Source organism: Streptococcus sp. 4886 (genome assembly GCF_013276485.1).
In the GTDB taxonomy this organism is placed as follows: Bacteria; Bacillota; Bacilli; order Lactobacillales; family Streptococcaceae; genus Streptococcus.
The window spans coordinates 53,431-71,994 of record NZ_VMLD01000011.1 but is presented as its reverse complement, the minus strand read 5'-3'; the positions used below and the strand labels follow the sequence as shown (position 1 = coordinate 71,994).

16 protein-coding genes are annotated in these 18,564 nt (G+C 41.4%); 1 reads left to right on the top strand and 15 read right to left on the bottom strand.

Going from position 1 to position 18,564, the window contains the following annotated elements:
• Positions 1-75 precede the first annotated feature (75 nt).
• The 12 genes from greA to HT679_RS06090 form a co-directional block, all read right to left on the bottom strand.
• A complete protein-coding gene (greA, locus tag HT679_RS06145; protein ID WP_000818760.1) occupies positions 76-558 on the bottom strand; it encodes a transcription elongation factor GreA in 483 nt (160 codons plus the stop codon).
• A 61-nt stretch (positions 559-619) separates the two neighbouring features.
• Positions 620-2,275, bottom strand: a complete 1,656-nt coding sequence (gene mltG, locus HT679_RS06140; RefSeq protein ID WP_173213539.1) for an endolytic transglycosylase MltG — start codon at positions 2,273-2,275, stop codon at positions 620-622.
• Positions 2,276-2,355: 80 nt separating this feature from the next.
• Entirely contained in the window at positions 2,356-2,850 is a 495-nt protein-coding gene (locus tag HT679_RS06135; RefSeq protein WP_173213537.1) for a GNAT family N-acetyltransferase, read from the bottom strand.
• Positions 2,847-3,308, bottom strand: a complete 462-nt coding sequence (locus HT679_RS06130) for a GNAT family N-acetyltransferase (RefSeq protein WP_173213535.1) — start codon at positions 3,306-3,308, stop codon at positions 2,847-2,849. Before HT679_RS06130 ends, HT679_RS06135 begins: the two co-directional genes overlap by 4 nt.
• Before the next feature lie 9 nt (positions 3,309-3,317).
• Positions 3,318-4,652: a UDP-N-acetylmuramate--L-alanine ligase gene (murC, locus tag HT679_RS06125; RefSeq protein ID WP_061714413.1), complete on the bottom strand. Its 1,335-nt coding sequence runs from the start codon at positions 4,650-4,652 to the stop codon at positions 3,318-3,320.
• Between the two features lie 10 nt (positions 4,653-4,662).
• A complete protein-coding gene (locus HT679_RS06120) occupies positions 4,663-5,280 on the bottom strand; it encodes a hypothetical protein (RefSeq protein ID WP_054378751.1) in 618 nt (205 codons plus the stop codon).
• 47 nt (positions 5,281-5,327) lie between these two features.
• Positions 5,328-8,426, bottom strand: coding sequence for a DEAD/DEAH box helicase (locus tag HT679_RS06115; protein WP_173213533.1), 3,099 nt, complete (start codon positions 8,424-8,426; stop codon positions 5,328-5,330).
• A gap of 92 nt (positions 8,427-8,518) precedes the next feature.
• Complete coding sequence (locus HT679_RS06110) at positions 8,519-9,685, bottom strand: MalY/PatB family protein (protein ID WP_173213531.1); 1,167 nt, start codon at positions 9,683-9,685, stop codon at positions 8,519-8,521.
• A gap of 7 nt (positions 9,686-9,692) precedes the next feature.
• Positions 9,693-10,787, bottom strand: coding sequence for a cystathionine gamma-synthase (locus tag HT679_RS06105; protein ID WP_173213528.1), 1,095 nt, complete (start codon positions 10,785-10,787; stop codon positions 9,693-9,695).
• Positions 10,788-10,951: 164 nt separating this feature from the next.
• Positions 10,952-11,407, bottom strand: a complete 456-nt coding sequence (locus tag HT679_RS06100) for a hypothetical protein (RefSeq protein WP_173213527.1) — start codon at positions 11,405-11,407, stop codon at positions 10,952-10,954.
• Between the two features lie 314 nt (positions 11,408-11,721).
• Positions 11,722-13,680 carry a peptide ABC transporter substrate-binding protein gene (locus tag HT679_RS06095; RefSeq protein ID WP_173213526.1) on the bottom strand — a complete coding sequence of 653 codons (1,959 nt, stop codon included), beginning with the start codon at positions 13,678-13,680 and terminating at the stop codon, positions 11,722-11,724.
• A 204-nt stretch (positions 13,681-13,884) separates the two neighbouring features.
• Positions 13,885-15,507: a polysaccharide biosynthesis protein gene (locus tag HT679_RS06090; protein WP_173213525.1), complete on the bottom strand. Its 1,623-nt coding sequence runs from the start codon at positions 15,505-15,507 to the stop codon at positions 13,885-13,887.
• Between the two features lie 105 nt (positions 15,508-15,612).
• Between HT679_RS06090 and HT679_RS06085 the strand changes: the two genes are divergently transcribed.
• The gene (locus HT679_RS06085; RefSeq protein ID WP_173213524.1) at positions 15,613-17,058 is read left to right on the top strand and encodes a UDP-N-acetylmuramoyl-L-alanyl-D-glutamate--L-lysine ligase; all 1,446 of its coding nucleotides are present in this window, start codon (positions 15,613-15,615) and stop codon (positions 17,056-17,058) included.
• Positions 17,059-17,103: 45 nt separating this feature from the next.
• On the opposite strand, the gene HT679_RS06080 is transcribed toward HT679_RS06085, so the two are convergent.
• The 3 genes from HT679_RS06080 to HT679_RS06070 all read right to left on the bottom strand — a co-directional run bounded on the left by HT679_RS06080 (position 17,104) and on the right by HT679_RS06070 (position 18,544).
• The gene (locus tag HT679_RS06080; protein WP_000051195.1) at positions 17,104-17,298 is read right to left on the bottom strand and encodes a CsbD family protein; all 195 of its coding nucleotides are present in this window, start codon (positions 17,296-17,298) and stop codon (positions 17,104-17,106) included.
• A 99-nt stretch (positions 17,299-17,397) separates the two neighbouring features.
• On the bottom strand, positions 17,398-18,048 hold the full coding sequence (locus HT679_RS06075; protein ID WP_173213523.1) for a DUF1803 domain-containing protein: 651 nt from the start codon (positions 18,046-18,048) through the stop codon (positions 17,398-17,400).
• Positions 18,032-18,544, bottom strand: coding sequence for a YiiX/YebB-like N1pC/P60 family cysteine hydrolase (locus HT679_RS06070; protein WP_173213522.1), 513 nt, complete (start codon positions 18,542-18,544; stop codon positions 18,032-18,034). The genes HT679_RS06075 and HT679_RS06070 overlap by 17 nt, the downstream gene beginning before the upstream one ends.
• Between the last annotated feature and the right edge of the window lie 20 nt (positions 18,545-18,564).

Sequence of the window (18,564 nt, the reverse complement as noted above, 5' to 3'; positions counted from 1 at the left end):
ATCGTCTCCAATTCAATTTAAAATGGAAAAAGGAGTGAGTGAAGCGCACAGCCTCCCCACTCCTTTTTTCTGTTTTTAGGCTGTTTTTTCAACCTTCAAGATTTTTACATCATAGCTACCAACAGGTGTTTCAATGGTTGCTGTATCACCTGTTTTCTTGCCAATCAAGGCTTGTCCAATTGGGCTTTCATTTGAAACCTTACCTGCAAAGGCATCCGCACCAGCTGAACCTACGATAATATAAACTTCTTCTTCATCCTCACCAATTTCTTGTATGGTGACTGTTTTACCAATCGCTACTTCGTCTTGGGCAACTGCGTCGCTATTGACGATTTCAGCATAGCGGATTTTTGTTTCCAAGCTAGAGATTTGTCCTTCAACAAAGGCTTGTTCATCCTTAGCTGCTTCGTACTCACTGTTTTCTGAAAGGTCACCGTATGAACGGGCAATCTTAATGCGTTCTACCACTTCTGGACGGCGGACCAATTTCAATTCTTCTAATTCTTTTTCAAGTTTTTCCTTTTCCTCAAGGGTCATAGGATATGTTTTTTCTGCCATTTTTCTCAACTTTCTTCTGATGATATTTTCGAAAGAAAATTATGTGAAGTATCACATAATTTTAGTTTGTTTGGTTTAATTTGCTGTTGACATGTTCAGCGACATTGCGGTCGTGGTCTTCTTGGTTATTAGCATAGTAGACCTTACCTTCTGTGACATCCGCTACAAAGTAGAGGTTATCGCTCTTAGTTTGATTGATGCTTGACTCAATCGCATCCAGACTTGGACTGTCGACTGGACCAGGCATGAGACCTACATTTTTATAAACATTATAAGGTGAATCAATGTTGGTATCAATCGCAACATCCTCAGCTAGACTGATATTTTGCCCCAGTTTTCCTTGGGCATACAAGATTGCAATATTACTTTGAAGTGGCATATCACGATTCAAACGATTGTAGAATACACCGGCAATGAGCTTACGATCTTCTGTCTTGGCACCTTCTTTTTCGACCAAGGAAGCAATGGTCAACAACTCATTGACAGTCAAGTTTTTAGATTTGATAGTACTATAGTAAGGAGATAGGTTCTTGTCCATAGCTGCTAACATCTCATCAATCAAGCTCTCAACAGTTGTGCTTTCCTTGATAGAATAAGTAGCTGGGAAAAGGTATCCTTCCAAACGATAACGCGCACCGCTGTCTTTTGTAGGCAAGCTTTCAAGTAGACTCGGATATTTGGCAACTTCTTGACTGATAAACGTCTCATCTTGAACTTTTGCCAAGAAAGCCTCCGCTGTCAAAGGCTCTTTGAAGTCACCTTGCAATTGACCCACAGCTTGAGCAATTTGATCAATCGTATAACCTTCTGGAATTGTCAAAGTCGCAAGGACAGGTTCCTGTGGTTCAGCTGTTCCACCTTTTTGCAACTCTTTGAGTAAGTCTTCTGTACTCATACTCTTTTGCAAATTGTAGTAACCTGCTTTCAAATCGGTATAATGTTTATACTTGGCATAAAAGCTAAAAATCAGACCATGCTTTACCAAACCAGCTTTTTCAAGCGTCGTACCGATTTCTTGAACGTTTGAACCTTCTGGAATTCCAACCGTCACATATTGTTTCGATGAAGCATCCACAGGCTGTAAAGATGACTGAACATACTGGTAACCAAAGTAACCACCTGCTGAGAGCAAGGCAAGGAATACAAGGAATGAAATCACAAAGGCTTTCACATGTGACTTCTTCTCTTTCTTAGGCTTAACGGGTTTTGCTCCTTCTCTACGGCTACGACGTGGTGTATCGCTGATGATATCCACTGTTTCTGTAGCAGGCATAGGTGTTTCTGGACCTGCTTGTTCTGCTTTTTTCTCTGCCGTCTTATAGGAAACAGCTACCCTTGTTGGGGTTTCATTGTATTCTCTTTCAAGTTTCTTAGGTCTAACAGGACCTGGTCCTGGTCTTGAACCACTTTCTTCCGCTGGAGAAGAAGGTGCATCTTGACTTGGAACACCAGGAGTTTCTCTTTGAATCTCAGCTGCTGGAGAAGCTGGTACATCTTGACTTGGGTGAGTCGGCACGGTAGGAGCTTTTCTCATAATCTCCTCTACCGTTGACAAGGAATCAGCCATGAGTTCTTCAGCTGAAGGTTCATTTGCAGGAGTGCGAACTACTGCCTCATCTTCTTTCAGAACTTCATCATAGCCTTTTACTTTTTCTAAATCTCTCAGAATCTGCTCTTTAAAGCTTAATTTCTCTTCTTCTCTTGACTTTTCACTCAAAAGTTTTTCCTCCTTGTTGACAATCCATAATATTATATCTTAAAAGTCCAAGAAAAGCAACCTATGATACTTTTCCTGGCTTATTTTTTCGTTTCCCAGACCATATCATACCAGGTTTCCCCTGCAAAGGTTGACTGGGACAGACCTTCATTGACAAATCCATGCTTTTCATAGTAGGCGATGAGATAGTCATGACAGGTTAGGTTAATGCCTTCTCTCTCATCTTCAAGAGCCAGGTCTTTCAAGGCTGTTAGCAATTGCTGACCCAGTCCTATCCCCTGGGCCTCTTTGGCAATAGAAAGACAGGTCACAGAGATATAACCACCAGGCTCATGACTATAATCTTCTATCTCTTCTGTAAAAGACTGGTCTTGCAGATAGCGGTGAGGGGCAACTGGCCCTTCGATATAACCCATGATTCTACCTTCTTTTTCCGCAACCAGAAACGAGGTCTGAATTTCTCGCAAATGTGCTTCAAAAACAGAGCGAGGAATGGCTTCTTCAATCGAGAAATTTTCTAGTTCAATATCAACAATCCGATCCAAATCTTCTAATCTTGCTTGTCTGATTTTCATTGTGCCTCCAGATAAAAGGGATTAAACCAAATCATACTAAAACCCTGGCTAGTTGCATAAAGGGAAGTTTCTTCATCAATAAAACCGTTCATTTCAAAGTATGAAAGCAACTCATCAGGACTCTTCAAACGAATCCCTTTGTAATCCAGCTCAACTGCTACCTCTTTCAAGGCTGCAAGAAGAAGTGTTCCCAAGCCCTGTCTCCGATGGTCAGCCTCGATAATTAAAGAATGTATTTTTAGACATTGCGGATTGTCTGACTGGGGACTTGATAAAATATAGCCTAAAAGTTGATTTTCATCCCTAGCTAGAAGAAAGGTATCCGCACACTTACGGATACTTTCTTCTAAGATATGGGAAGGTTGCTGCTTTTCAGCTGGAAAAGATGTGGCCTGAAGTGCCACTACCTCAGCTAAATCAGACTGACTTGCCTGAATGATCTTAATTGGAATTTCCATAAGAATATCCTACTGAACATTGCTTGTCAAGTTAGACAAGAGACGCTCGAACGAATACTCATAGGTTTGGATATCTCCTGCTCCCATAAAGACATAGACAGCATTATCGTGGTCTAGGAGGGGAGAAACATTTTCAACAGTAATCACTTGGTGTTTCTTGTTGATTTTATTAGCTAGGTCTTCTACCTTAACATCACCATGGTCTACTTCACGAGCAGATCCATAGATTTGCGCTAAATAAACAGCATCCGCTTGGTTTAAAGCATGAGCAAAGTCATCTAACAAGGCAATAGTTCTGGTAAAGGTATGCGGTTGGAAGACTGCTACAATTTCCTTGCTTGGGTATTTCTGACGAGCCGCATCCAAGGTCGCAATAATTTCTGTTGGATGGTGGGCAAAGTCATCGATAATCACTGTGTCATTGACAATTTTCTCAGTGAAACGACGCTTAACACCGGCAAATGTTTTCAAGTGCTCACGCACCAAGTTCAAATCAAATCCTGCTGTGTAAAGAAGACCAATAACGGCTGTCGCATTCATGATATTGTGACGACCAAAGGTTGGAATGTGGAATTGCCCCAAGTCTTGTCCACGGAAATGAACGGTGAAGATTGAACCAGTTGTTGAACGAAGAAGCTCACTAGCTACAAAGTCATTACCTTCTGCTTCAAAACCATAGTAATAAATTGGTGCATCAGACGTAATCTTACGCAATTCTGCATCTTCACCATAGACAAAAAGCCCCTTGGTAATTTGTTTGGCATAGTCGTTAAAGGCATTGAAAACATCCTCGAGGCTTGTGAAATAGTCTGGATGGTCAAAGTCAATGTTGGTGATAATAGAGTATTCTGGGTGGTAAGGCATGAAGTGACGCTCATATTCGTCAGACTCAAAGACAAAATATTTGGCATTGGCCGAACCACGACCTGTTCCATCTCCAATCAAAAAGCTGGTGTCTGTGATGTGAGACAAGACGTGAGACAACATACCTGTCGTTGAAGTTTTTCCATGCGCTCCAGCTACTCCCATGCTGACAAAGTCACGCATAAAGCTACCTAGAAATTCATGATAACGTTTGTAGCTGATACCATTTTGGTCTGCATAGGCAATTTCGACGTTGTTATCTGGACGAAAGGCATTTCCAGCGATAATTTCCATATCACCGTCTAGGTTCTTTTCATCAAAAGGAAGAATGGTAATGCCTGCCTGCTCAAGACCACGTTGAGTAAAGTAGTACTTTTCAACATCTGATCCCTGTACCTTATGCCCCATTTGGTGCAACATCAAGGCTAAGGCACTCATCCCTGATCCCTTAATTCCGATAAAATGATATGTCTTTGGCATGTTTTCTCCCCTATTCTGTAATTCTGGTCAGATTCAACTCTTGGGCAACCCGACGTTCTTGTTCTGTTTGTTTACTTTTTTTATTGTAGATTTGGCTCTTCTTTAGAAAATCATAGTTGTTTTTCTTTGGAGCAGGTGCTGACACTTCTTCATTCTTGGTAGGGATAGAATGAACTTCTTCCGCCAAGATGTACTGAGACTGGGTCAATTTTTGGCTATATTTGACAAATTCACCAGGATTTTCCTTTTGGAAAGGCGCGGTCGGTTGATTGCCCTGTCTAAGAAGGCCTGATTTAGAATGACGTCTCGCACGGCTGAAATCCTGAGTTAGATAGTTAGCAGAGCGTTTCTTTTTCAAGTCTGCACGCGCTTCTTCACGCGCCACCTCAGCATAACTCTTTCCTTCTTTTTTAACCCCTAAAGGAGCCTTTTTAGGTTTCTCGACTTGCTTTTCAATCGGTTTAACTGGCGCCTCTTCAGTAATAGGAGCCCATTCTAAATAATTTTTATCTCGATACTCACCCTTGATATTACTGATCAGATCAGACTCATCGTACAAGTTCATGACTGGCATTTCAGTCAACATGACCTCGTCATCTGACACCAATGGAAATCGTTCTTGTTTCATTTTCTATTTCCTTTCAACACTTCATTATAGCGTATTGTCTTGATTTTTCAAGTGCTGGCTTCAGAAATTCCCAAAATTTCTCTAATTTCTGCTAGGGTCAGACTGCCACGTGACTCTGTGCCATCCAATACTTGTGACACCAGATGTTTCTTCTGTTCTTGGAGTTCCTGAATTTTTTCTTCAATAGTTCCCTTGGTCACCAAGCGATAAACCTCAACCGTTTCTTCCTGACCCATCCGATGGGCACGGCCAATGGCTTGCGCCTCCACCGCAGGATTCCACCAAAGGTCAACCAAGATAACCGTATCAGCACCTGTCAGGTTCAGTCCGACACCACCAGCCTTGAGGGAAATCAGAAAGGCATCTCTTTCCCCTTGGTTAAAGGCCTTGGTCATGTCTTGTCTTTCCTTGGCTGGGGTTGAACCCGTAATTTTAAAGGAAGTCATGCCCAAGTCTGGCAGTTCTTGTTCAATTTTTTCCAACATTCCCTTGAACTGCGAGAAAATCAAGACACGGTGTCCGCCGTCTGCCACCTGTAGCAGCAGGTCTCGGAGACTATCCAGTTTGCCGCTGGCTCCCTGATAATCTTCCATAAAGAGGGCAGGGGTATCACAGATTTGGCGCAAGCGCATCAGACCAGACAAGATTTCCACACGACTTCGCTGAAATTCCTGATCTGATACTTGAGCCAGACGGTCCCGCATCTGTTGCAACTGGGCTAGGTAAATAGCCTTTTGCTGGTCTTCCAGTTCATTCTTATAAACCACTTCGATTAAGTCTGGTAATTCAGTCAGAACTTCTTCTTTCTTGCGCCTCATCACGAAAGGCTTGATAAACTGAGCAACGCGCTCAGCTGGTAATTTCATAAATTCTTTCTTGCTTGGCAAAAGTCCTGGCATGACGATTTGGAAAATAGACCACAACTCACCCAGATGGTTTTCAATCGGAGTTCCTGACAAGGCAAAGACAGACGGCACCACAAATTGTCTCAAGGTCTGGGCAATCTTGGTCTGGGCATTTTTCATAACCTGAGCTTCATCTAAGAAAAGAAAGTCAAAGGCCACCCCCTGATAAAGCTCACTGTCCTGACGGAAAGTGGCATAGCTGGTCACATAGATTTGATGGCTCTCAGCAAGAATCTCTTCACGACTAGCTTTCAAGCCATGAACAACAGCTACATCCAACTGGGGGGCAAACTTCTGAAATTCATCTGCCCAGTTGTAAATCAAACCTGACGGAGCTAAAATCAAGACCCGACTTTCTTTTGTCACTTGACTGGTCAAAAAAGCAATGGTCTGAAGGGTTTTCCCCAATCCCATATCATCAGCCAAAATCCCACCAAAACCATAATGATGGAGCATTTGCAGCCAGCCGATTCCCTTTTCCTGATAATCTCGCAAATCAGCCTGAACCTGAGTTGCTTGTCGAGGGAAGTCCTCTGGATGCGTCAAATCATGAGCCAGATTCTGGAATTCTTGTGAAAAAGAAACACGGTCACGCCCTTCAAAGAGATGGGCTAAACTGTAGGCCAAGGATTTTCGAGCCTGTAAGGAGCCATCTTTTAACTCAAATTGCCCCAATTCCTGTAAATTTTGGCGAATTTTCTTGGTTTCTTCATCAAAAAAGTAGACTTGATTGGACGAATCGATATAAAAATCTTGATTGGCAACCAAGGCCTGCATGGCTTGGTCAATTTCCTCTTGGGCAATATCTTGAAAATCAAATTGGATTTCCAAGAGACCTCCCTTGGAAGCAATCTGCACTTGAGGACTCGCTAAGCTATAAAGCTCTTCTAGCTTGTCTGATAGGTCAACATGACCGAGTTTTTCAAAGACTGGAATGATTTCGTGGAAGAAATGATAGACAGACTCTGCTTTTAGGGCCTGACGCCAAGATTGAAAGTCTGCTTCAAAACCTGCAACCAAACAGAATTGGAAAATTCTTTCTTCTAAGTCAGCATCACTTGAAAACGGCAACTCTTCTAGCTCTTGTCGGCTTGATACCTGCCTATCCCCATAATCAAACTGAATTTCTAAACGAATCCGATTATCTTCTTCTCTGTCAAAGTAAAAAGAGGGCGCAAAAGTTTTGATTTGTAGCCGTTCTGGAGCTGAAACAGTCCCCATCTGGCCAAAGAGCGTTAGACAAGAAGCCAACTTATCGCGGTCACTGCTATCAAATTGCAGGTATCTCTTTCCTTGTTGATCCACAGGTAGCGCTTTAATTTCCTTGAGAAGACGCATCTGCTGGTCTGTTTGAAAATAAACCTGACCTTTATGGAAAAGCACAGCTCCCTGATAAAAAACATTGACCCTAGGACTCTCACTGATTTCCATTTCAAAATAGTCCGAGTATACTGTTACTGTAAAGGCAAAGAGATTGGCATCAGCATGCATATCCTGAAAAAGCAGAGTCTGATAGCTATCCACTTGATGGTCAAATTGAAAATGGGGCAAGGTCATCAGTAAATTCACACCCTGCTCAAAAAAAGTCAGAGGGAAAAAGAGGTGCCGACCTTGGTTTTGGAAAAAGAGGTCTGGAGCCTGTCCTTCCTCCATCAGTCCTCGCAAGAAAGTCAGAAGTTCTTGACTGGCCTCATCAAAGGCTTCCCAAGAAAGAGACTCCTCATAAATCTTGCCAATCATATAAGACTTTCTCTGCTCGACAATCCTTAAAAAGAGTAGAATATCTCGAATGACATAGTATTTTTGGCTATTGATTTGCCCAATTCTCAGCGTCCACAAGATATGATTGGTTCCTGCTTCCACCTGACCGACAGCCGATAATTCATAGGCACGTTCTGATTTTGGAGATAAGATTCGGTCCAAAAATTTGCCACCCAAGGTCACCTTAGTTTCAACGGCCTCTTTTTCTTCATGACCTTCTTCCAGACTCTGCAAGATTTCCTGACCACGCTCATCATTTTTCAGAAAATGCTCCAGCGCTGCCAAATGCACACAGTAGCCCCTCTTTTGGAAAAAATCGCAGGCACAAAAAACCAAATCATCCTCTAAACTATAGCGCAGTTCTTCTTCTGCAACACGAGCGTAGAGCCGATTATTCTTTTCCTTGATGATGTCAACCTTACCAGTTTCATAAAGGGCAACGCCTTCGATACGGACTTTCCCCGGAATCAATTTAGCCATATTTTTACCTTTACCTTATCTTTTTATTATACCATATTTTCCCCTATGAAAATAGCCTTCTAGGGATACTTTTCTCCTAGAAGGCTGGATTTTTAAAGTTTGGCAAAAGTCGTCACAACCCGCTGACAGACTTCTTGCAGCAGAGATTTAGGCATAGCTACATTGAGGCGGGCATGGAGACTTCCTTCCTCCCCAAAATCCAAACCAGGGTTGAGGATAACCTTAGCTTCATTTCTCAACAGCTCTTGCAATCTTTCATCAGTCAGGTCATAGGCTGAAAAATCAAGCCAAATCAAGTAGGTTCCTTGCGGTTTCATGACCTTGATTTTAGTCTCTTTTCCAAATAAATCTACCACGTAATTGATGTGGTCTTCAAAGACTTGCTTGAGTTCCTCTAACCAATCCTTCCCATAGCGATAGGCAGCTTCTGTCGCCAAATAACCCAAGCCTGAAATTTCATGCTGATTATTGGTCAACTGGCGTTTCTGGAAAGCCAGTCTCAACTTAGGATTTTCAATGACTGCATAGGAATTTTTTGTTCCAGCAATATTAAAGGTTTTAGTGGCACTGGTCAAGACGATAGCAAATTCTTTAAAGTCAGGGTTGACAGTATTGAAAGACTGGTGTTTGTGACCAAAGAGGGCCAAATCTTGGTGAATCTCATCCGAAACCAAGAAAACACCGTGTTTTTGGCAGAGTTGGCCAATCTTCTCCAACACTTCTTTTTCCCAAACACGTCCACCAGGATTGTGAGGGTTGCAAAGAATATAGAGTTTGACGTCCTCTTCCACCAAATCCTTCTCCAGTTGATCAAAGTCAATCTCAAACAGACCATCCTTTTCCACCAAAGAATTGGTAATCAATCTACGGTTGTTCAACTTGACACTGCGTGCAAAGGGGGGATAGACAGGTGTGTTAATCAAAACCGCTTCGCCTTCTTTTGTAAAGGATTGAATAGCTGTTGAGATGGCTGGTACCACACCCTCGATAAAGACAAGAGCCTCTTTGTCAAAGTGGTAACCGTGTTGTGTGGCTTCCCACTTTTGAACTTCCTTAATTAACTCTTCACTGGCATAGGTATAGCCATAAACCAGTTGATCAGCGTAAGTTTGCACAGCTTGGCGGATTTCAGGCAAGACTACAAAGTCCATATCCGCTATCCAAGCTGGTAGAACTTCACTATCCGTTTCTGCTTCTTTCCATTTATAGGTATGGTGCCCTAAACGATTGGGCAGGCTTGTAAAATCATATTTTCCCATCTTTGTCTTATCCTTCCAAGGCTTGGCGCAAATCTGCAATCAAATCTCTAGCATCCTCAATCCCAATTGACAAGCGCAAGAGGTCATCTGTCAAACCATAAGAATGGCGCACTTCTGCTGGAATATCAGCGTGAGTTTGCGTCGTTGGATAAGTAATGAGACTTTCTACCCCACCCAAACTTTCGGCAAAAGAGAAGACCTTAAGACTGTTCAAAATGTGAGGAATGCGTGTTTCATCGGCTACTTTAAAGGAAATCATGCCCCCACGACCCGTATAGAGAACTTCCTTAACTGCTGGAGAATCTTTCAAAAAGGCAACCACTTCTTGAGCATTAGCCGTTGAGCGCTCCATACGAAGAGACAAGGTCTTGAGACCACGAATCAATTGATAACTGTCAAATGGTGACAAAACTGCTCCTGTCGTATTGAGATTGTAGAAAAGCTTTTCGTATAATTCTACACTATTGGTCACAACAACTCCAGCCAAGACATCATTGTGGCCTGCTAGATACTTGGTTGCTGAATGAAGAACCATATCTGCTCCATCTTCAATCGGACGTTGGTAGATAGGGCTGTAGAAGGTATTGTCCACCACCACTTTGGCACCCTTAGCATGAGCCAATTTTGCCAGTTTTTCGATGTCAAATTCCAACATCAAGGGATTGGTTGGTGTTTCGATATAGAGAACATCCACGTCCTTTTCTAACTCGGCAATCAACTCTTCTTCTGTATTGGCATAGGTAAAATGGAAACGACCTTCCTGCTCCACTTGATTGAACCAGCGGAAAGAACCACCGTAAAGGTCACGCACTGCCAAGACCTTACTTCCTACTGGAAAAACGCTAAAGGCCAGTACAATAGCTGACATCCCTGAGCTAGTAGCTAGGGCATAGTCTGCAGACTCAATGGCCGCCAAGACTTCTTCCGCCTTACTACGAGTTGGGTTTTTGGTGCGCGTATAGTCAAAGCCAGTAGATCGACCAAACTCTGGATGCTGATAGGTCGTTGAAAAATGAAGCGGTGTCACCAAAGCTCCTGTCGCTTCATCTGACTTGATACCCGCCTGGGCCAAAATTGTGTTAATGTGTAATTCCTTGCTCATACAATTCCTCCAAATCTATAGTAACTATTGTACCACTTATTTTCATCAACTCATTTTCTTCTTTTCAAGAGCTAGTTATAGTTTAAAACTATAGATTCATCGAGTAAAGCTAAAAAGAATCCAGAAAAGCTTCCAGATTCTTTTGTGAAAATGATTGCTAGGGCTTACTTAGACTGAAAGAAATCCTGTTGGGATAAATAATCATAATGCTCTTTGTTAAATTGATATTGGCCCACATGCTGACTAATCCGACCGACATCCACGGAAAAAATATAGGCTTCATTTTGATAGTTCCAGTTCAGCCTAACTGTATTCAAGACTGTCTTATAAGTAAAATCTTTAACTTGATTCCAAGGCATCTCTACGACTTGATTAAAGCGATTTTCAGTTATATCACTGATGTCCATCAAGTAAATTCCCTTAGGTGTGAATGCCAGAATCTTAGGCTTCACACTCGACTGAACATAGTAACTTCCTCCTATAACGAAAAAATCAATAAAGGATTTCAACCATGTCTTTTTCTTGAAAGCCATCAGAAAATTCTTTTGCCCTTCAATGCGACAAGTTGAAAGAAATGATTCAATTTGTTTTTCTGTCGCAAACTCCAAAATAGCGCCCATGATGATACCTCCATAACGATTAGTAAATAGCCAGTTAAGAATTCTTCACATAAAAGAAGAACTTATCATTTGTTGCGTTTTATCTTACTTTTTCAGTAGACGGCATCCCTCCTATAACATTACCCTAGCATGTGCATACTTCAATCAACATTGGGTAGATTTTCGAAAATAGCGTCTCACATTTATGTTATATTCATTATAACATAAATTCAAAAAACAAATTAAAAAATGTATGCACTTTTCTTCCAATTTTACTATCATTCTATTAAAAAACGACAGCTTCTTTCGAAACCATCGTTTTTCTTGAAAAATCCTTATTTGACATGTTTTGCCAATTCTTCTTGAGCTTTTTTATTAGATTCTTCTTTTTCTTTCAACCATTTTTCTTTGGCTTTTTCATATTCGTCTTTTGTGACTGTCTTATCTTGTACTTTAAGGTATTTATAGGATTCGACCCCTTTATTACCAGCCAATGAATATGGCGCTGAGAATGGAACTGTTTTTCTCAATGTTGGTGTTCCACCCCGTGAAACATTTGGAATTGCTAGAGAGCTATCTACCAACCAAGCTTGGGCATCAGCATACTTTTCATAGCGTTTTGCAAGATCTTGTTCCTTATTGGCTTCTTCCAACATTTGGGTATAGACATCCAGCCCAACAGCCTTGGCCTTGTCATTGGCTTCACCTGGCTCTAAACCTAGATTTTGCATCAAACCACCAGAATTAACGTTAAATACATCAAGATAAGTTGAAGGATCTTGATAGTCTGGACTCCAACCACCATTGTATAGATCGTAATCTTTCTGAGCTGCAGTCTGAGCCAAATAGCTGGTATTATCAAAGTCTTCAGTAGAAAGTTGTTGAATATCAATTACAACATTTTCTGCACCTAAGGCTGCTTCAATAGATTGCTTCATAGAATTTGCCTCTTGAACACCCTTTTTAACAGCTTGATCAACTGTCATGTCCAAGTGGATAGGGAAGGTTACTCCCTTGGCTTCTAGCTCTTGCTTTGCTTCCGCAAATTTAGCTTTAGCTTTTTCTGGATTGTAATATGGATCTTGGGCATCCGCAAAGTTGATTCCTTGCCATTCCTTACCATAATTCACCATCTTAGAGGCTACTACTTCACCAAAGTCTTTTCCCTTGATACTTACGAAGTTTGGAGGAACAACCAAGTTACGCAAAATCTTAGTTGCACCATCTTCTCCTTGAGATTGGGCTCCATAGGCCGTACGGTCATAGGCAAAGTTAATGGCTTGACGGAAGTTTTTATTTAGAACTGCTTCCTGAGTCGATTTCTTTTCAGCATCACTTGTCTTGGAAGTAAATTTATAAGATTTTCTATCCAGGTTAAAGTTTAAGAAATAAGAAGTGGTATCTTGCATACTATAGATAATATTGTCCTTATTCTTTTCTTTAATTCCTTCAAAACTTGAACTGTTTGGATAGAGACGGGCATAGCTATAGGCTCCCTCTACATAGTTACGAGCCAGTGCATCTTGGTCACTACCATCATAATAGGCCAATTTCACATCATCTACAAAAACATTCTTAGCATCCCAGTAGTTAGGGTTTTTCTTGTATTCGATGACAGATTTTGAAACAAAGGATTTCATCAAGAAAGGTCCATTATACAAAATGCTAGATGGGTCTACCTTGCCAAAATCATCCCCTTTTGATTTCAAGAAATCTGCATTGACTGGGAAGAGAATGGTTGAAGTTGTTTTTGAGTTCCAGTAAGATTCTGGTCGTGTCAAAGTATATTGAACGGTTTGGTCATCTAGAGCCTTAACTCCGACAGTTGAAAAGTCTGTTGTTTTACCAGTGATATAGTCATCTAAACCTGCAACGGATTCTTGCACTAAGTACAAGGCTTCTGATTTTTTATCAGCCGCATATTTCAAACCAGTTACAAAATCTTGGGCAGTTACAGGAGCATATTCCTCTCCATCTGCAGTATACCATTTAGCATCTTTCCGCAGTTTATAGGTATAGGTCAAACCGTCCTTAGAAACACTCCAATCCTCTGCCAAGGATGGCACATAGTTCCCGTATTGGTCATTTTCCATGAGACCATCTACCAGATTGGTCACAATATCATTGGTTGTTGCACGGTTTTCTGCTAGATAGTTCAAACTAGATGGATCACTTGAATAAACATAGTTATAGGTTTTTGATCCTGTGCTAGAATTTCCACACGCGCTCAATAAAATTCCTGTACCCAGGACAAGACCTGCCAAGGTTAGATATTTGCTCTTAGACTTTTTCATTTCCAGAACCTCCTGCTTTAAATATTTGTTTTATTATACAACGTTTAGTTTGTTTAGTCAATTATTTTTCCCAAAAAAATCGAAAAAGACCTCATCTTCTACTTTCAAAAGATAATTTTAGCTATTTTGACGCTAAAAAAGGAATAAGTTTCAAGTTCTCCTAAAAGATTGTTCAACTTATTCCTTTTATTTATAAATGCTATCTTACGAAAGCTTAAATTTTACTCGCAGGCGATCTGCTTGAGATTTTCCAATCACCTTATCCAATAAACGAGTACGGAGACTCATGACTCCGTATACTCCTCCACCCATGGTACCGACAAGGGCTACATAAAGGAAACTCCACAAACGTCCACTCGGTTGGAAGAAAAATCCTAACAGCCACTGGATGGTTCCTATTAACAGAAACATGACTAGGGTCAGCAAACTGATTAAAATGGTTCGCTTCAAAATCACCTTGCGCTTGACACCCGTTACCTTACAAATATCCCGATACATCAAGACATTAGGAATGATGAGAGCAATGGTTGTGGAAATCAAAGGTCCGTAACTGTGGAAGAGAGCGATGGTAGGTAGTTGCAAGACTAGCTTGGCAATAGAACCATAGATAAAATAGAGAACGGCCTTGCGGTTGCGGAACATGGCCTGAAGCATTGGAGACAAGACCATGTACAAGCCTAAAATAATAGACTGCAAAACTGCAAAGACAAATAAGCCCAGAGCCAAACTATCTGGCTTACCATAGAAGACCGTATAAAGAGGGCCCCCTACCATGACCACTCCAACCGTTGCTGGTAGCAGGAACATAAAGAGTAAGGTGAGACTATCCTGAACGAGACGAGAAGCTGCTTTCAAGTCCCCCTTGACATAGTTTTCAGTCAAAAGTGGCAAACCGACACCCCCAATTGAAACTCCAACAGAAATCAAAATCATCGTGATTTTATTAGGATTGGCTGAGAAATAAGAAAACATGACAACCAAGTCCTCGTTGCTGTAGTTGGTAAACCAGCTCATACTATTGATAAAGGTCAGCTGATCCAAAATCTGGAAGAGCTGGATGGCAGACCCTGTTAAGATAAAAGGAATGGCTTCCTTAATAGTATCGACCAAAAGACGCTTGCTGTTAATCTTATCTCCTGTTTCAAGGACTCTTTTGAGTAATCCCTCTTTGGCAAGGAAATAAATCAAGACTGCAAAACTGGCGACCATGCCGACAAAGGCAGCAAAGGTGGATTGGGTAACCGCTGCTAGGTAATCTCCCGAACCGAGCTTCATAATGATAAAGGTTGCTAGAAGCATCCAGATAACACGAATGACCTGCTCAGCAATTTGACTCATGGCATAAGGTTTGAGATTATTCATTCCTTGGAAAAATCCTCGGATAACACTCATAGACGGGAAAATCAAGACTCCCCAAGCCAAGCTTTGCATGATCGGTATCAAGTCTTTGCCCACGCCCGACAAGTCTGCTAGCCAAGGAGCAAAGGCATACAAGACTAAAGCAAAAACGAGGCCTAGTCCTGTCATAAAGCCTAAAAAGCTCCGAATCAGGGCAAAGCTATGTTCTTCTTCTCGCATAGTATTGTACTTGGCAACTTGCTTGGCCACTGCAACCGGAATACCTGCTGTTGAAACCAGCAAGAACCAGGCATAGATATTGTAGCCCATGGTAAAGAGACCATTGGCCGTAGCTGCATAAGACCCCATCCAGATGTACCAAGGGATAATGTAAATAGCCCCGAGTAGGCGACTGATAAAGTTACTAGCCGTTAACCAAGCAGTCCCCCGTAACATCTGGGCCTGCTGGTGATTGTTTTCGTGCGACATAGATTCCTCATTCAATTTTGATAACTAGGAAAAACTCCTTATCTTCCATTATAAACTTTTCCTTGTTACTTGTAAATTTACGACTTTCGGTTTACAATAGAAAGTATGATAAAGATTGAAACCGTATTAGATATTTTAAAGAAAGATGGTCTCTTCCGCGAGATTATCGACCAAGGACATTATCACTACAACTACAGCCATGTCGTATTTGACACCATCTGCTATGACAGTCGCAAAGCTAAAGAAAAGAGCCTCTTTTTCGTCAAGGGGGCTGCCTTTAAGAAGGAATTTCTGCTTTCAGCAATCTCTCAAGGACTCGGTTGGTATGTGGCTGAAAAGGACTATGAGGTTGGCATCCCTGTCATCATTGTGAACGATATAAAGAAAGCCATGAGTTTGATTGCCATGGAGTTCTATGGTAATCCACAGAAAAAACTCAAAATTCTCGCCTTTACTGGAACCAAGGGTAAGACAACAGCAGCCTATTTCGCTTATAACATCTTATCTCAAGGGCATCGACCTGCTATGTTGTCGACCATGAATACAACTCTTGATGGCAAGACTTTCTTTAAGTCTGCATTGACAACTCCTGAGAGTATTGACCTCTTTGACATGATGCATCAAGCTGTGCAAAATGACCGTACCCACCTCATCATGGAAGTCTCCAGTCAAGCCTATCTGGTCAAACGTGTCTATGGTCTAACCTTTGATGTGGGAGTTTTCCTCAATATCAGCCCAGACCATGTCGGCCCGATTGAACACCCTAGCTTTGAAGACTACTTCTACCACAAGCGTCTCTTGATGGAAAATAGCCGAGCAGTCATCATTAACAGTGACATGGACCACTTTTCTGTCTTGAAAGAACAAGTGGCAGATCAAGACTATGATTTCTATGGTAGCCAGTCTGATAACCAAATCGAGAATTCCAAAGCCTTTAGCTTTTCAGCTACAGGTAAACTTGCTGGAGACTATGATATCCAACTGATTGGTCACTTCAACCAAGAAAATGCCGTTGCTGCTGGACTTGCTTGTCTCCGTCTCGGAGCTAGTCTTGAGGACATCAAAAAAGGAATTGCTGCAACCCGCGTTCCTGGTCGTATGGAAGTCCTCACTCAGAAAAATGGAGCCAAGGTCTTCATCGACTATGCCCACAATGGGGATAGTCTAAAAAAACTAATCAAGGTTGTAGAGACTCATCAAACAGGAAAGATTGCTCTGGTTCTGGGTTCGACAGGAAATAAGGGAGAAAGTCGTCGCAAAGACTTTGGCCTCCTCCTCAATCAGCACCCTGAAATTCAAGTCTTTCTGACTGCTGATGACCCCAACTATGAGGACCCAATGGCCATTGCAGATGAAATCAGTAGCTACATTAGTCATTCTGTTGAAAAGATTGCGGATCGCCAAGAAGCCATCAAGGCAGCTATGGCTATCACAAATCACGAATTAGATGCTGTCATTATTGCTGGTAAGGGAGCCGATTGCTACCAAATCGTCCAAGGCAAAAAAGAATCCTACTCAGGAGATGCAGCCGTCGCAGAAAATTATTTATAAGAATAGAAAAAATCAAGGGAAAATGAAACCCTTGATTTTTTACTATTATTTAGTAAAAACGTTTTTCAAACCTTCAACGGCACCTTCTACAGCACCTTTAGCGTCTTCTACAACGTCTTTTGCCTTAGCAACTGTTTTTTCAACAGCTCCTTCAAGTTCTGTCTTGCTGTCTCCAGTAACTTTACCAAAACCTTCTTTGACAGCACCTGTTGCTTGTTCCAATTTGTTTTCAAGTGACATATGATTGTCTCCTTTAGTTCTATTCCGATATGTGTTATCGGTTACATTAGTATAAACTTATCGATAGATAAAGTCAAACAATGTGCTCAGAAAAAGCAATCACACTAAATAGAAAGTTAATCTCTCCTTGTCAAAATCAACGGCCAACTCATACTTTCCATCTTCATTTTGGACAATATAACCTAGGACAACTAAACTATCCACAAAGATGTCTCGGCGTTTCTGCATAAGCTGGTCTTTTTTGAGAAATTTCAACAAAAAAGTCGTCATATACTTGAGGGCATACTCAGGATTAACATCTCCCAAAATGTCATAAAGTTCCTGCTGTTTTTCTGTCAAAGGATACTGATGCTTGACCTTGTAGAAATAATTAGACAGGGTCATTTTAGTCCGCGCAAAATCTGTTTTTTCAACTAAAATAGCTGCATTGGTTTGATTGCGCAATTCTGTCTCAAAACTCTGCTCCAACAAAGCTTGATAGGCCGGGCTATCTTCGCTGACAAAAATCTCTTGATCCAGTTCGAGACTATCGAGTGATTCAAGCATAGGAAGATTGAGGTAATAACGCTTATTTTCCCGACGAACCAAGCCCACTTTTATATACTCTTCCATGAGTTTGTCAACTGCTACATCTGGAAATTGAGTCTTAATTTCCCGTAGAATCACATCCTCATGCTGGTCCAGATAGCGGATCAATTCTCCAAAAAATGGCTGTCTCGTCAAACGAGATGGATTAAAAATCTGAATCATGAAGATTCCTTTCTTTACATTCTAACAGAGGTGATGTTGCCAACTGACTAGGATTGGTCCCAGCTTGGTTCAGAGGAACAGGCAGACCTAGTTCTCTATAATACTCTCTCCAAAAATCACTAATGTCCTGCTCCCCATCACCAAATTTCATGGGAATAGTTTCAAAAATGGGGAGGATTTCTACCATATACTGAGAACAGTAAAAACCTTCTCCATCTGGATAGAAAGAAGCATTGTAGGGTGCCCCTAGATGTTTACAAGCTCTTTCCTTCACCGACTGGATATCCATTTCTGGGTAGACATAGAGGTCGTACAAGTGATTAGACTCAAAGAAGTCTGCTGATTCCTGACAAACAACACCCGCCTGTCCACTAGCATGATAAATCATCCCATCCAAATAAATGGCAACATGGTTATAGTTGCCTGTGGAAGTCTGGATGGCTTGCCCCATGTCCGACTCATCTCTCACAAAAATCAAATCACCAGTTTCTAACATGCTTCACTCCTAGAAAAAAA